This is a genomic window from Metapseudomonas otitidis (assembly GCF_011397855.1).
GTDB lineage: Bacteria > Pseudomonadota > Gammaproteobacteria > Pseudomonadales > Pseudomonadaceae > Metapseudomonas > Metapseudomonas otitidis.
In genome coordinates this window covers 2,373,844-2,388,455 of the sequence record NZ_AP022642.1, presented here as the reverse complement: position 1 = coordinate 2,388,455, position 14,612 = coordinate 2,373,844, and the positions used below count along the sequence as shown (strand labels likewise).

Genomic DNA, 14,612 nt, shown 5'->3' with positions numbered 1-14,612 from the left:
CGGGCGCGTGGTCAGAACGAGTACTTGGCGGTGAGCGAGACGTTGTCGCGGTCGCGGGTGCTGTTGTTGCGCCCGGCGCCGTAGTACTCGGTGTACTGCAGGCCCACTTCGAAGCTGTTCAGGTAGCTGGCGTCCACGCCGATGGTGTGTGCCTTGCGCCCTTCGATGAAGTTGCCGGTGCGGTCCGAGTTGCCCTTGAAGTCGTGCTGGAACACCACGTAGGGCGAGAGCTTCACCCCGGCGTAGACGTCGTTCCAGCTACCGGACAGCAGCAGCGTGTAGCCGTAGCTGTCGCGGCTGATCTGGTCGCTGTCGGTGGTGCGCTCATCCTCGTAGGCCTTGTCGGTGGCGCTGGTGAACCTGCGCACCGAGCCGTCGAAGGCGGTGTACTTTAGGCTGCTGCCACGGATGTGCTGGGAGGCCAGCTCGGCAACGCCGATCACCGAGTCGAAGCTCAGCGCCGGGCCGAAGTTGTAGAGGGTGGACAGGGAGGTGTTGTAGGTCTCGGCACGCTCGTAGTTGTCGAAGATCGAACTGCGGCAGAGCTGCTTGCCGGATACCTGGGCGCAGGCGGCATTGCCTGCAACGCTGGCGTCATAGATGTTGGTCAACCCGTTGACACCCTGCCCCAGCAGGTCGCTGAGGAGGTCGTCGGTGGCGGCGATGGCGATCGGCGCGTTGGGGCGATAAGCGATCTCGCCGGACACCGAGGCATCCCCCACCGTGGTGTTGAAGCTGAAGCCGTACATGCGGATGTCTTCGACATAGCGCCGCCGGGCCTGGGCATTGCTGGCCATGTCCAGCGTTGCCAGCCCTGGGCCGGCCGGCCCGAAGCCTGCCAGGCCAGCCATGTCCACACCGTTGTAGCCGGTCAGGTCGATGGCGATCTGCGGCTCCTTGGCGTGGTAGTTGACGAAGTAGAAACCGAACTCGGTGGAGTTCAGCTCCTCCGCCATGTAGCGGAAGGCGACGCCGAACTGGCCACTGTCGTCCGCCTGCAGGTCCTTGCCGATATTGGCGACCTTGAAGGTCCCGTTCTCCGCGTTGACGTAGGCATTGGGCCCGTAGGCGCCATTGCCGATGGCACCCGCCGCTACCGCCAGGGGGTGCAGCCCCATGATCGCCAGAAGGTCGGGGTTGGCCGTGGTGGTGTACGCCGTATGCCCGCCATCGGCGAACAGGTCGGTGTCGGAGAAGTAGGTGCCCACCGGGTCCAGCCGGGTCTCCTTCCACTTCCACTGGTAGAAGGCCTCCATGGACAGGTTGTCGGTCAGCCCCAGGTTGAAGCTCAGCGCCTCCATCGGCACCAGCACTTCCTTCAGCTCCGAGCCCGGCAGGTGGAAGCGCGCCGCATCCACCGGGTTCACGGTGTTCACCCCACCCCGGTAGAACACCCCCTCACCCCAGTTGATGACCTGGCGTCCCACCTTGGCGCCCAGGGGCATGTCGCCCACGTCCCAGTTGCCGAACACGTAGGCATCCAGCACCTCGGCCTTGCGCCCGGCCACGTGGCGGGTGTCCTGGGTGAAGCGGTCGTCATCAGGGAAGGACTGGCTGGGCCGCTCCACGCCACCGGTGGTGCCGTAATAGTCGTTGCGCTTGTCCATGATCTGGCTGTCGTAGTACGCCGTGCCGCGCACGAAGGCGCCGTAGTTGTCGTACTTCAGCGAGAGGTCTGACGTGGCCTTGTACACCTCGGAGACCAGCCCGGTATCGAAATTGCGATTGCCGTCGTCGGCGTTGATGTCGCTGATGTTGTCCTTGTCCCGCCCCTGCACCCGCCACATGGCGCCGTAGGACAGCGTGGTGTCGATGGAGCCGGTGAGCTGGTTGTCCAGCAGGCTGAACTCCACCGCCTGGGCCGAGCCCGCCACCAGCAGGGGCAGCAGCCCCCAGGCGACTCCAGCGGGCCCTGATCGATGGGGTGCGACAGGATTGCGGATGAACCTCTTCATAGCGACGTACCTCCCTTGACGGCCAAGATTTCGGGCCGGCTCTGCGTCCGGTCCTGTTGTTCTTCTCTCGGCTGCGGAACGGCGTCCGGGCACATGGGCAGGCCTCGGCATCGCTCTCGCAGGTGTCCATCCTCGTCGCGGGGGGTGCACGCCGGCGACGGTCACGCTGTTCTTGTTGTTGGAGCGGGGAGCGAATCTGGTACGAAAGTGCAAGTACGGTAACAAAGTATGTCCGAACCTGCCAATACGCCAGCCATCCACCCAACCAACAGCCGGGCAGTCGTCATTCGGGGAGGGAAATCACAGGCGCCTCGGGCGCGACGGGCCTGGCCCGTGGGGAGAGACCGCCCGGCGGAACCGGGCGGCGAAGGCGGTCAGCGGACCTCGAAACGCTTCTCGGCGAGCAGCCGGTCACCCTGGAACACCATGAAGTGCCAGGCACCGGGCACCACTTCGTGGGTCTCGGTGAACTCGTAGGCCATCACGTCCTGGGGGGCGCCCGGGGCCATCTTCTGGATCACCTCGAACTTGTCGTGGCGCTGGCCGTCGGGGGTGGTCACGCCCGGGGTGAGGTACAGCAGGGTCAGCGGCGTGTCGTTCTCGCGCTTGCCGACCAGGGTGTAGCGCAGGCCGAACTTGGTGCCGAGCCGGGCGGGCACCACCTCGGTCTGCTGGATGCTCTGGTCGCTGCTGGTCAGCACGCGCTCGCCGGGCTTGAAGTCCTGGTAGTGGCTCTCGAACACGCCGTATTCCACCGGCCCGTCCACCCGGACATCGGCCCAGGCCGCTCCGGACGCCAGGCCGAGGGCGATCAGTGCACTCAGTCGGGTTGCTTTCATGTCGCGCTCCTTGGTTGGGATGGCGGCAGGCTATGACACGTTCATGACCGACTGATGACAGCTTGCCGACCGCCCTCCTCCCCAGCACCAGTCGGCGACGACACGGGCGTAAGGCCCGCGCCGCCGCCCCCCTCAGGGCATCACCGGCGGGATGTAGGCCAGGGTCCGCCCCAGCGCCCAGAGCATCACCAGCACCAGGGGCGCATGCACCAACAACTGCACGAAGGAGAAGCCGATCAGGTCACGCGCCTTCAGCCCCAGCACGCCCAGCAGCGGCAGCATGTAGAAGGGGTTGATCAGGTTCGGCAGCGCCTCGGCGGCGTTGTAGATCTGCACCGCCCAGCCCAGGTGGTACTGCAGGTCGTTGGCCACCTGCATCACGTAGGGCGCCTCGATGATCCACTTGCCGCCGCCGGAGGGGATGAAGAAGCCCAGCACCGCCGAGTACACGCCCATCAGCAGCGCGTAGGTGTCGTGGCTGGCGATCTGCACGAAGAAGGTGGAGATGTGGTGCGCCAGGGTCTGGCCGTCGCTGCCGTTCACGGTGGTCATCAACGCGGCGATGGAGCCGTACAGCGGGAACTGGATCAGCACCCCGGTGGTGGTCGGCACCGCCCGGGCCACGGCGTCGAGGAAGCTGCGCGGGCGCCAGTGCAGCAGCGCGCCGGCCATGATGAACAGCAGGTTGTAGGTGTTGAGGCCGGAGATGGCGGTGATCGCCGGCTTGCTGGCGAACTCCTGGGCCAGCCAGCCGCCGGCCAGGGCCACCAGCAGGATGATCAGCAGCGGGCTGTGTTCCAGCCACTCCCCCGGACGGGTCGGCTTGGCCTGGCGCGGCGCGGTGAAGCTCGGGTCCACCCCGCAGGCCTTGGCGTCACGGGCATTGGCGGCACTCGGCGCGGTCATGTAGGCCACCACCAGGGACACCACGATGAGCGCCAGCAGCATGACCCCGGATTGCCAGAGGAAGATCGTCTCGGTGAACGGAATCACCCCGGTGATCGCCAGGATCGACGGCGGCAGGCTGGCCGGGTTGGCCTGCAACTGCGCCGCCGACGAAGACAGGCCCAGCGCCCACACGGCGCCCAGGCCCAGGTAGGCCGCCGCACCGGCGGCGCGGTAGTCCATCTTCAGCTCCTCCCGGCGTGCCAGGGCCCGCACCAGCAGGCCGCCGAACACCAGGGACAGGCCCCAGTTGAGCAGCGACGCGAGCATGGACACCAGCGCCACCCAGGCCACCGCCGAGCGGCCGTTCTTCGGCACCCGCGCCAGGCAGTCGATGAGTTTCGACGCCGGCCCGGAGCTGGCGACCACATAGCCGCCGATGACCACGAAGGCCATCTGCATGGTGAAGGGAATCAGGCTCCAGAACCCGTCGCCGAAGGCCTTGGCCGCCTGGCTGGCAGGCGCGCCCATGGCCAGCACGGCCAGGGTCACCAGCATCACGGCCGCGGCGGCGAAGACCCAGGAATCGGGGAACCAGCGCTCGGCCCAGGCGGAGCACCGCATGGCAAAACGGGCGGAGCGGCTTTCTTGGAGTTGCGTGACCATCGGTCTACCTCACTGTTGTTCTTGTCGGCCAGGCATGGAGGGCACCGGCACTGGATAGGGGTGGAGCGGCTCGGGGTCTTCGCCCCCTGTTGGGCACCTCTAAAAACTACCTGCGTTGTCATCGCGGCGTTAAAAACAGCCTCGTGCGCGAGTCCGATCAAAATGCTCATTTACCGCACGTAAACTGCGCTTTTTCGCCTGTTTGACGCGCTGATACGCGCCCTTCGGGCCAGCCTTCGGCTGTTACTCCCGTTGGTCGTTGCGCCTTGCGCTGACGGCCTCGCCTACGTTTCTAGAGATGCCCTGTAGGTCTGAAACGACGACACCACGCCAGGGCGTGGTACGTCCCGCCCCGCGCAGGTGCGCGGAGCGTTGCGTGAACAAGCGTGTGGCCAGGCCGACCGGGGCGTCGGCCCGGCAGGGGATCAGCGCTCGATGGCCAGGGCCACGCCCTGCCCGCCGCCGATGCACAGGGTTGCCAGGCCCTTCTTCGCATCGCGCTTGATCATCTCGTGCAGCAGGGTCACCAGCACGCGGCAGCCGGAGGCGCCGATGGGGTGGCCGAGGGCGATGGCGCCGCCGTTGACGTTGACCTTGCTCGCATCCCAGCCCAGCTCCTGGCCCACGGACAGGGCCTGGGCGGCGAAGGCTTCGTTGGCTTCGATCAGGTCCAGCTCGCCGAGGTTCCAGCCGGCTTTCTCCAGGCAGCGGCGGGTTGCGGAGACCGGGCCGATGCCCATGATCGCCGGGTCGACACCGGCGCTGGCGTAGCTGGCGATGCGCGCCAGCACCGGCAGGCCGAGGACCTTGGCCTTGTCGGCGCTCATCAGCAGCACGGCGGCGGCGCCGTCGTTGAGGCTGGAGGCGTTGCCGGCGGTGACGCTGCCGTCCTTCTTGAAGGCCGGCTTGAGCTTGGCCAGGGATTCGGCGGTGGTGCCGGCGCGGGGCTGCTCGTCGGTGGCGAAGGCGATGGGCTCGCCCTTCTTCTGCGGGATCAGGATGGGGGTGATCTCATCCTTGAAACGCCCACCTTCGATGGCCGCGCAGGCCTTCTGCTGGGAGGCGGCGGCGAAGGCGTCCTGGGCTTCGCGGCTGATGCCGTACTTCTCCACCAGGTTCTCGGCGGTGATGCCCATGTGGTAGTCGTTGAAGGCGTCCCACAGGCCGTCCTGGATCATGGTGTCCACCAGCTTGGCGTGGCCCATGCGCAGGCCGGTGCGGGCACCGGGCATCACGTAGGGGGCGAGGCTCATGTTCTCCTGGCCGCCGGCTATCACCACCTCGGCATCGCCACAGCGGATGGCCTGGGCGGCGAGGTGCAGGGCCTTGAGGCCGGAGCCGCAGACCTTGTTCAGGGTCAGGGCCGGCACCGCGTGGGGCAGCCCGGCGAGGATGGCGGCCTGGCGGGCGGGGTTCTGGCCGGAGCCTGCGGTGAGCACCTGGCCGAGGATGACCTCGTCTACCTGGGCCCCGTCGAGGCCGGTCTGGGCCAGCAACTGGCGGATCACAGCGGCGCCCAGCTCCGGCGCGGGGATGTTGGCCAGCGAGCCCTGGAAGCTGCCGACGGCGGTACGGGTGGCGGCAACGATGACGACGTCTTGCATGTCGATTCCTCCTCTCGGCCACGCCACGACGGGCCTGGCCGGTCAATAAAAAACCGCCCCGGGAACCGCCATGCGTGGTGGCGGCGCGTCGGGGCGGCAGGGTAATCAGAAGCTCATTTCGATCACATCGTCCGGCACCACCAGCGGGCCGGCGGTCTTGGCGACGATCTCCTCCACGCTCACCCCGGGGGCGCGCTCGCGGAGGATGAAGGTGCCGTTCTCGATCTCCAGGTAGGCCAGGTCGGTGAGCACCTTGCGGATGCAGCCGCACCCGGTCAGCGGCAGGCTGCAATGGCGCAGCAGCTTGGATTCGCCGTCCTTCGAGGCATGGGTCATGGTGACGATGATGTTGTCGGCACCGGCCACCAGGTCCATCGCGCCGCCCATGCCCTTGACCAGCTTGCCGGGGATCATCCAGGAGGCGATGTTGCCGTTGACGTCCACCTCGAACGCCCCCAGCACAGTGAGGTCCACGTGCCCGCCGCGGATCATCGCGAAGGACTCGGAGGAGTCGAAGATCGCCGCACCCTTGACCGCCGTGACGGTCTGCTTGCCGGCGTTGATCATGTCGGCGTCCACTTCCGCCTCGGTGGGGAAGGCGCCCATGCCCAGCAGGCCGTTCTCGGACTGCAGCATCACTTCCATGCCCTCGGGCACGTAGTTGGCCACCAGGGTGGGGATGCCGATCCCCAGGTTCACGTAGTAGCCGTCCTTCAGTTCGCGGGCCACGCGCTGGGCCATCTGTTCGCGGGTCAGTGCCATGTCGGTTTCCTCGGATTCGTCGTGTCGTGGTCAGCGAGTGGTGCGCTTTTCGATGCGCTTCTCGAAGGAGCCCTGGATGATGCGGTCGACATAGATGCCCGGGGTGTGGATCTGCGCCGGGTCCAGCTCGCCCGGCTCGACGATCTCCTCCACCTCCACCACCGTGATGCGCCCGGCGGTGGCCACCACCGGGTTGAAGTTGCGCGCGGTGTGGCGGTAGATCACGTTGCCGTAATGGTCGGCCTTCCAGCCCTTGACGATGGCGAAGTCACCGGTGATGGACGGTTCGAGGATGTAGTGACGGCCGTTGAACTGGCGCGCTTCCTTGCCCTCGGCCACCGGGGTGCCGTAGCCGGTGGCGGTGTAGAAGGCCGGGATGCCGGCGCCGCCTGCGCGCAGCTTCTCGGCCAGGGTGCCCTGGGGCGTGAGTTCCACCTCCAGCTCACCGGAGAGCAGCTGCTGCTCGAACAGCGCGTTCTCGCCCACGTAGGAGGCGATCATCTTGCGGATCTGCCGGTCCTCCAGCAGCACGCCCAGGCCGAAGCCATCGACGCCGCAGTTGTTGGAGACCACGGTGAGGTCACGCACCCCGCGCCGCCGGATCTCGGCGATCAGGTTCTCCGGAATGCCGCAGAGACCGAAGCCCCCGGCCAGGACGGTCATGCCATCGGTGAGCCCGTCGAGGGCTTCCGCGTAACTGCCTACACGCTTGTCGAGTCCGCTCATCGCTGATCCTCTGTTGTTGTTCTGCCTGGCCTGCCGGCCGGTGAGTGGGATGCAGCTTCACCCGCACGAACTCATTTGTTAATTTTGTTTTTCCTCAGCATTGATCCGAAATTCTGATAAATGACCGTCAAGCAACTGCGTGCCTTCCTTGCCGTCGCCCAGAGCCTGAGCTTCGCCCAGGCCTGCGAACGCCTGCACCTGTCCCAGCCGGCCCTCTCCCTGGCGATCAAGACCCTGGAGGAATCCCTCGGCGGGCAGTTGCTGGTGCGCACCACCCGCAGCGTCGCCCTCACACCCGAGGGCGAGACCCTGCTGCCCATCGCCCGGCGCCTGCTGGCCGACTGGGACGACGCCGAAGAGCTGCTGCACCAGCACTTCACCCTGCAACTGGGCAAGGTCGCCATCGCCGCCATGCCCTCCTTCGCCAGCAACCTGCTGCCGGTGGCGCTGAAGGCGTTCCGCGACCGCCACCCGAAGGTGAACGTCGCCGTGCACGACGTGATCAACGAACAGGTACTGGAAATGGTGCGCAGCCACCGCGTGGAACTGGGCATCGCCTTCGAGCCGTCGAGCCTGGAAGGCCTGGCCTTCACCCCCTTCTACAGCGACCGCTTCGTCGCCGTGGTGCCGGCCGGCTGCGCGCTGGCCGAACGCGACACGGTGAGCTGGGCGGAGCTGCTGGGCGAGCCCTTCATCACCCTGCAACGCCCCTCGGCCGTGCGCCTGCTGCTGGAAGACAGCGTCGCCGCCCGCCACGGCCACCTGCCCGTCGCCTTCGAAAGCCACCAACTGGTCACCGTCGGCCGCATGGTCGCCCAGGGCCTGGGCGTCAGCGCCGTCCCCAGCCTGTGCATCCAGCAGATGGAAGAACTGGGCGCCCGCTGCGTCCCCCTCGACACCCCGCAAGTGGAACGCCGCGTCGGCCTGCTGCGCCTCGCCAGCCACCAACTCTCCACCGCCGCCCAGGCCCTGGCCGACGTCCTGCTGCACCTGCGCGATTGGGAACACCAGTTGACCCCAGCGCGCCCATAACCTGAAAGCAACCGCCCTCACCTCTATCAGCGGTGGTAGGGCGATTGCCTGACACCAATGCGAAGAGAGAGACTCAGGCCATCTGCGTGATGGTGGCGCGGAAGCGCCGCAGGGCGGCGAGGAAGAAGGCGCTGCCGATGGCGAGGATGGCGAGGAACTGCGGCCAGACGATGTCGAGGCCGGCGCCACGGTAGAGGATGCCCTGGGCCAGGGCGACGAAGTGGGTGGTGGGGGCGATCAGCATCACGTGCTGCACCAGCTCCGGCATGCTCTCGCGCGGGGTGGTGGCACCGGAGAGGATCTGCAGCGGCATCAGCACCAGGATGGTGAGCAACCCGAGCTGCGGCATGGAGCGGGCAACGGTGCCGAGGAAGATCCCCATGGAAGTAGTGGCGAACAGGTGCAGCGCGGCCCCTACCAGGAACAGCGACAGCGAGCCGCTGATGGGCACGGCCAGCCAGCCGCGTACCACGAACACCAGGCTCAGCGCGGTGGCCACCAGCACCACCAGCCCCATGGACCAGACCTTGGCCAGCATGATCTCGAAGGCGGTGAGCGGCATCACCAGCAGGTGCTCGACGGTGCCGTGTTCGCGCTCGCGGATCAGCGCGGCGCCGGTGAGGATGATGGAGAGCATGGTGATCTGGTTGATCACCTCCATAACCCCGCCGAACCAGGCCTGGGTGAGGTTGGGGTTGAACAGGGTGCGCATCTCCAGTTCCACCGGCATGGCCTGCTGGCCCCGGTGCCGGGCGACGAATTCGTTGACCTCGGTGAAGATGATGTTCTGCACGTAGCCGGCGCCGCTGAAGGCCTGGCCGATCTGCGTGGCATCGACATTGAGCTGCACCACCGGGTTGCGCCCGGCGAGCACGTCGCGCTGGAAGTCCGGCGGGATGTCGAGGGTGAAGGTGTAGCGGCCGGTGTCCATGCCGCGGTCCATGCCGGCCTGGTCGATCAGCTCGGGCGTGCGGAAGTACGGCGGCTGGAAGGCATTGACCAGGCGGTTGGAGAGCTGCGAGCGGTCCTCGTCGACCACGGCGATGGGCGCGTGGTGGAGGGTTTCCGGCAGGCCGGTGGCGGAGCTGTAGACGCCCATGCTGAAGGCCCAGAGGATCAGCGCCAGCATGGCGTAGTCACGCTGCAGGCTGCGGAACTCCTTGAGCCCCAGTTGCAGGATGTTGCTCAGGCTGCCCATGTCAGACCTCCTGTTTCTTCAGCGACAGGACGCTGAGGCCGAGCAGCACGGGGATGGTGATCAGCAGGGGCACGAAGTAACCGGCCAGGTCGCTGAACCCCAGGGCCTTGGAAAACACCCCGCGGCTGATGATGAGGAAATGGGTGGCCGGGTAGGCCTGCCCGACCAGGGCGGCTGCCCCCTCCAGGGACGACACCGGGTGGATCAGCCCGGAGAACTGGATCGCCGGGACCATGGTGGCGATGGCCACGCCGAACACGGCGGCGATCTGGCTGCGCATGAAGGTGGACAGCAGCAGGCCGAGCCCGGTGGCGGTGATGACGTAGCACAGTGCGGCCAGCACCAGGGTGACGAAGCTGCCCTTGAGGGACACCCCGAACACCACCACGGCCAGGGCCACCATGAGCAGGAAGTTGATCATGCCCATGGCGACGTAGGGCAGCTGCTTGCCAAGGAGGAACTCCAGGCGGGTGACCGGCGTGACGTAGAGGTTGGTGATGGAACCCAGCTCCTTCTCGCGTACCACGCCGAGGGCGGTGAGCATGGCCGGGATCATGATCAGCAGCAGCGGGATCACCGCCGGCACCATGGCTTCCAGGCTCTCCACGTCGGGGTTGTAGCGGTAGCGCACTTCGGTGGTGACTGCCGTGGTGTAGCCGCCGGAGGGCGAGCGCCGCGCCAGCTCGGCGAGGTACTCCAGGTGCAGGCCCTGCACGTAGCCCTTGACGGTGTTGGCACGGGTGGGCATGGCACCGTCGATCCACACGCCGACGGTGGGCCGGGCGCCGCGCTTGAGGTCTCGGCCGAAGCCCGGCGGGATCTCCACCGCCAGGCTCAGCTCGCCACTGCGCATGCGCCGGTCCAGTTCGGCGTAGTCGTGGATCGGTGCGCGCTCGATGAAGTAGCGCGAGCCGGCCAGGTTGAGGGCATAGGCCTCGCTGGTGGTGGTCTGGTCGCGGTCGAGCACGGCATAGGAGAGGTCTTCGACATCCATGCTGATGCCGTAGCCGATGATGAACATCAGCAGCACGGTGCCCAGCAGCGCGAGGGTCAGGCGGATCGGGTCACGGCGCAGCTCCATGCTTTCGCGCCGGGCGTAGCTGAACAGGCGGGCGAAGCTGAAACCCCGGTCCTTGCTCGCGCTCTCCCCGCCCTTTGCCAGCACCGGTGCGGCCTGGGGCGGCTGGCCGCTGATGCCGGCGGCCTCTTCGAGGTAGGCGATGAAGGTGGCTTCGAGGGTGAGCAGGTTGCGCTTGGCCATGAGGCCGGCGGGGGTGTCGCTGTCCAGCACGCGCCCGGCGTGCATGAGGGAGATGCGGTCGCAGCGCTCGGCTTCGTTCATGAAGTGGGTGGAGATGAAGATGGTGACGCCGTCGTTGCGCGAGAGGTCGATCATCAGCTCCCAGAAGCCGTCGCGGGCCACCGGGTCCACGCCGGAGGTGGGTTCGTCGAGGATCAGCAGCTCGGGACCGTGGATCACCGCCACGGCCAGCGACAGGCGCTGGCGGATGCCCAGTGGCAGGCCTTCGGGCAGCTCGTCCTGCACGCCGTCGAGGTCGAAGCGCTGGAGCATTTCGTCCACCCGCGGGCCGATGCGCTCGGGCGGGAGGTGGAACAGCCGGGCGTGCAGTTCGAGGTTCTGCCGCACCGTCAGTTCGCCGTAGAGAGAGAAGGCCTGGGACATGTAGCCGACCCGCCGGCGGGTGGCCAGGTCGCTGGCGTCGACATCCTGCCCGAACAGGGCGCAGCGCCCTTCGCTGGCCGGCAGCAGGCCGGTGAGCATCTTCATGGTGGTGGACTTGCCGCAGCCGTTGGAGCCGAGGAAGCCGAAGATCTCGCCGCGCTCGATGCGGAAGCTCACGCGGTCCACGGCGACGAAATCACCGAAGCGGCAGGTGAGCCCTTCGGCTTCGATGGCGATCTCGCCGTTGCCGCGCTCGCGGGGCGGGATGCTCAGGCGGTGGTGGCCGCTGCGCTTCTCTTCGGGCAGCAGGGCGATGAAGGCTTCTTCGAGGGTGTCGCAGCCGGTGCGCTGGCGGATCTCGGCCGGGGTGCCGGTGGCGAGTACCCGGCCGGCGTCCATGGCCACCAGGCTGTCGAAGCGGTCCGCCTCTTCCATGTAGGCGGTGGCCACCAGCACGCTCATGCCTTCGCGGCCCTGGCGGATGCGCCCGATCAGTTCCCAGAACTGGTTGCGCGACAGCGGGTCGACGCCGGTGGTGGGCTCGTCGAGGATCAGCAGGTCGGGGTCGTGGATCAGCGCGCAGCACAGGCCGAGCTTCTGCTTCATGCCGCCGGAGAGCTTGCCGGCGGGCCGTTCGCGGAAGGGGTCGAGCCCGGTGCTGCGCAGCAGGTCGTCGATGCGCCGTTCGCGTTCGGCGCGGTCATGGCCGAACAGGCGTCCGAAGAAGTCGACGTTCTCGAACACGGTGAGCGTCGGGTAGAGGTTCTTGCCCAGCCCCTGGGGCATGTAGGCGACCCGCTGGCAGATGGCGCGGCGATGACGGGCCGAGCGCATGTCGCCGTCGAGCACGCGGATGCTGCCGTCCTGCATGCGCCGGGCGCCGGAGAGCAGCGCCAGGAGGCTGGACTTGCCGACGCCGTCGGGGCCGATCAGCCCGACCATGCAGTTGGCGGGGATGGCCAGGTCGACATCGTTCAGGGCGAAGGTGTCGCCGTAGCGCAGCGAGACCCCGCTCAGCTGCGCCACGTGGCTGACGGCCTCCATCAGGGCACCTTGATTTCGAGGTGCTCGGGCCAGGTGGCCGCTTCATCCAGCTTGAGGTAGGCCATGCCGGGTACGCCGGTCTTCACGGCAGTGATGTGCTGCTTGAGCAGCGCCGGGTCGATGCGGGCCTTGACGCGGAACACCAGTTTTTCACGCTCGCTGGCGGTTTCCACGGTCTTGGGGGTGAACTGGGCGACGCTGGCGACGTAGGAGACCTTGGCGGGGATGACGTACTGCGGCACGGCGTCGATCACCAGTCGCGCTTCGGAGCCGAGGGTGACGCGGCCGGCCTGGGGCGCGGGGAGGAAGAAGGTCATGTAGACGTCGCCCAGGTCCACCAGGTTGAGCAGCTTGCCACCGGCCCCCAGCACTTCGCCGGGCTGGGCGACGCGGTACTGCACGCGGCCGTCGCGCGGGGCCTTGAGCAGGCTGTCCTCGATGTCGGCCGCCAGGCGGGTGACGGAGGCGCGGGCGGCTTCGATGGCGGATTCGGCCTCGATCACCTGGGAACGGGCGGCTTCGATGCCGGCCTTGGCCGAGACCACCTGGGAGCGCGAGGCGGCCAGGGCGGCCTGGGCGCTCTGCATCACGGCGCGGTCATCGTCCAGTTGCTGTTGGGGCAAGGCATTGCGCTTGACCAGAGCCTCGGTACGGGTGAAGCGCTTGCTGGCGGCGGTCAGCTCGGCCTCGCGCTGGCCGACCACGGCTTCGGCGGTGGCCTGCTCGCTCTGCCGCTGGGCCACCAGGGCCTGAGCGGTGAGGCGGGCGTTCTCGGTCTGGCGCACCTGGGCTTCGGCCTGGGCGAGCTGGGCCTGGAGCACCTGGGTGTCCATGCGCGCGACCACCTGGCCGGTCTTCACGAAGTCGCCCTCGTCCACGAGGATTTCGGCCACGCGGCCGGCCAGTTTGGTGGCCACGTCCACTTCGGTGGCCTCGATGCGGCCATTGCCGCTGGCGAAGCCCTCTCCCAGGCCGACCGGGCGCAGCACCCACCAGGCGCCGGCGCCGAGCGCGGCGACCACGAGCGCGGTGACGATCCAGCCTCGAACCTGTTTGCTTGGCTGCTTCATTTTTCAGTCCATTTCCTTGTGATGGTGGGGATCATCCGATAACTCCACGGAAATCACCTTGATACAGGTCAGGGTGCCTCCGTCGAGGATGAGGGCGCTTCCAGCGACTTGCGATATGATGGCGCCCGGCCTGATCGGCCAGACTTTCCAGTGACCGGCGCCAAGGCGCCATGGACCTTGTATGAACGACACCCTTCAAGACACCGACGCCCCGGCCGCCCCCGAGACCAGCACCGAGGCGACGGAGAAAAAGCCGAAGCAGAACCTGCCCTGGTACCAGACCCTGAAAGGCCACGACCGTGGCCAGCGCCCCGGCATGCCGCCGCGCGGCTCGCGCCGCTCCATGGGCAAGCGCTGACACTCCGTGCCCCACCGGCGACCCCTTGCGGGTCGCCTGGATGCGGCCTTCGATCCCTGGCTGACCGCGTCGATACCTGTCCCTCATCTTGCGTCCTCCGTGACTCCGGGGTTTAGTGGCGGCTGCTCCAACGAGACCGCCCCATGCGCCGATCCCTCGCCGTCCTCCTGCTGTTGCTCTTGCCTGTTGCCGCCCTGGCCGACGACTTGCGCCAGTGGGTGCCGGCGCGCGAACTGCCTGGAATCCTAGAGCGGCTTCGCCGCGATCACCACCCGCACTTCGCCGTCGTCGATTACGGCCAGCGCTCCAGCGAGCCACGCTTCCTGCTGTTCGAGCGGCGCAGCCACGCGCTGCTGGGGCGGTTTCGCGTGGCCCACGGGCGCGGCTCGGACGCGGACCACGATGGCTACGCGGAGCGTTTTTCCGATCGGCCGGGCAGCCTGGCGTCTTCACTCGGGGTGTTCCGCACGACCGAGGTGTTCCAGAGCGAGGCCCCGGGCCACGGCCTCTCCATGCGCCTGGAGGGGCTGAGCCGCAGCAACCGCAATGCGATGGCCCGGGCCATCGTGGTGCATGCGCGGGACTACATGGAACGCGACTTCATCGAGGCCCACGGTGTGGCGGGCCGTAGCAACGGCTGCCTGGTGCTGGCCAGCGCCGACCGTGACCGGGTGATCCGCCAGTTGCAGGGCGGTGCGCTGATCTTCGCCATCGGTCCGCACTGACGATTCTGCGTACCGGCTCACGCTGCTGGATTGCGCTGTCATTTTCCGGTCGCTTTTGGGCTTT

The 14,612-nt window shown here is 67.5% G+C and carries 12 protein-coding genes; 3 read left to right on the top strand and 9 right to left on the bottom strand.

What is annotated here, in order from left to right:
* Nucleotides 1-11: 11 nt before the first annotated feature.
* The 6 genes from PotMrB4_RS11000 to PotMrB4_RS10975 form a co-directional block, all read right to left on the bottom strand.
* On the bottom strand, nucleotides 12-1,955 hold the full coding sequence (locus tag PotMrB4_RS11000; RefSeq protein WP_172433261.1) for a DUF1302 domain-containing protein: 1,944 nt from the start codon (nucleotides 1,953-1,955) through the stop codon (nucleotides 12-14).
* 374 nt (nucleotides 1,956-2,329) lie between these two features.
* Entirely contained in the window at nucleotides 2,330-2,794 is a 465-nt protein-coding gene (locus PotMrB4_RS10995) for a DUF3859 domain-containing protein (RefSeq protein ID WP_172433260.1), read from the bottom strand.
* Between the two features lie 132 nt (nucleotides 2,795-2,926).
* Nucleotides 2,927-4,345, bottom strand: a complete 1,419-nt coding sequence (locus tag PotMrB4_RS10990) for a short-chain fatty acid transporter (protein WP_172433259.1) — start codon at nucleotides 4,343-4,345, stop codon at nucleotides 2,927-2,929.
* Nucleotides 4,346-4,770: 425 nt separating this feature from the next.
* A complete protein-coding gene (locus tag PotMrB4_RS10985) occupies nucleotides 4,771-5,949 on the bottom strand; it encodes an acetyl-CoA C-acetyltransferase (protein WP_172433258.1) in 1,179 nt (392 codons plus the stop codon).
* Between the two features lie 105 nt (nucleotides 5,950-6,054).
* On the bottom strand, nucleotides 6,055-6,711 hold the full coding sequence (locus PotMrB4_RS10980; protein ID WP_044405779.1) for a CoA transferase subunit B: 657 nt from the start codon (nucleotides 6,709-6,711) through the stop codon (nucleotides 6,055-6,057).
* 30 nt (nucleotides 6,712-6,741) lie between these two features.
* A complete protein-coding gene (locus tag PotMrB4_RS10975) occupies nucleotides 6,742-7,437 on the bottom strand; it encodes a CoA transferase subunit A (protein ID WP_069560239.1) in 696 nt (231 codons plus the stop codon).
* Between the two features lie 120 nt (nucleotides 7,438-7,557).
* On the opposite strand from PotMrB4_RS10975, the gene PotMrB4_RS10970 reads away from it, so the two are divergent.
* Entirely contained in the window at nucleotides 7,558-8,469 is a 912-nt protein-coding gene (locus PotMrB4_RS10970) for a LysR family transcriptional regulator (protein WP_172433257.1), read from the top strand.
* Between the two features lie 73 nt (nucleotides 8,470-8,542).
* On the opposite strand, the gene PotMrB4_RS10965 is transcribed toward PotMrB4_RS10970, so the two are convergent.
* The 3 genes from PotMrB4_RS10965 to PotMrB4_RS10955 are packed head-to-tail and all read right to left on the bottom strand — an operon-like array spanning nucleotide 8,543 to nucleotide 13,465.
* Nucleotides 8,543-9,667, bottom strand: coding sequence for an ABC transporter permease (locus PotMrB4_RS10965; protein WP_172433256.1), 1,125 nt, complete (start codon nucleotides 9,665-9,667; stop codon nucleotides 8,543-8,545).
* A gap of 1 nt (nucleotide 9,668) precedes the next feature.
* Nucleotides 9,669-12,395 (bottom strand): ribosome-associated ATPase/putative transporter RbbA, encoded by a 2,727-nt coding sequence (gene rbbA, locus PotMrB4_RS10960; RefSeq protein ID WP_172433255.1) that lies wholly within the window; start codon nucleotides 12,393-12,395, stop codon nucleotides 9,669-9,671.
* Nucleotides 12,395-13,465 carry an HlyD family secretion protein gene (locus PotMrB4_RS10955; protein ID WP_107329192.1) on the bottom strand — a complete coding sequence of 357 codons (1,071 nt, stop codon included), beginning with the start codon at nucleotides 13,463-13,465 and terminating at the stop codon, nucleotides 12,395-12,397. The genes rbbA and PotMrB4_RS10955 overlap by 1 nt, the downstream gene beginning before the upstream one ends.
* Nucleotides 13,466-13,646: 181 nt before the next feature.
* Here PotMrB4_RS10955 and PotMrB4_RS10950 point away from each other — a divergent pair, with 181 nt between their 5' ends.
* A complete protein-coding gene (locus PotMrB4_RS10950; RefSeq protein WP_164707328.1) occupies nucleotides 13,647-13,823 on the top strand; it encodes a hypothetical protein in 177 nt (58 codons plus the stop codon).
* Between the two features lie 143 nt (nucleotides 13,824-13,966).
* On the top strand, nucleotides 13,967-14,548 hold the full coding sequence (locus tag PotMrB4_RS10945) for a murein L,D-transpeptidase catalytic domain-containing protein (protein WP_172433254.1): 582 nt from the start codon (nucleotides 13,967-13,969) through the stop codon (nucleotides 14,546-14,548).
* Nucleotides 14,549-14,612: the final 64 nt, after the last annotated feature.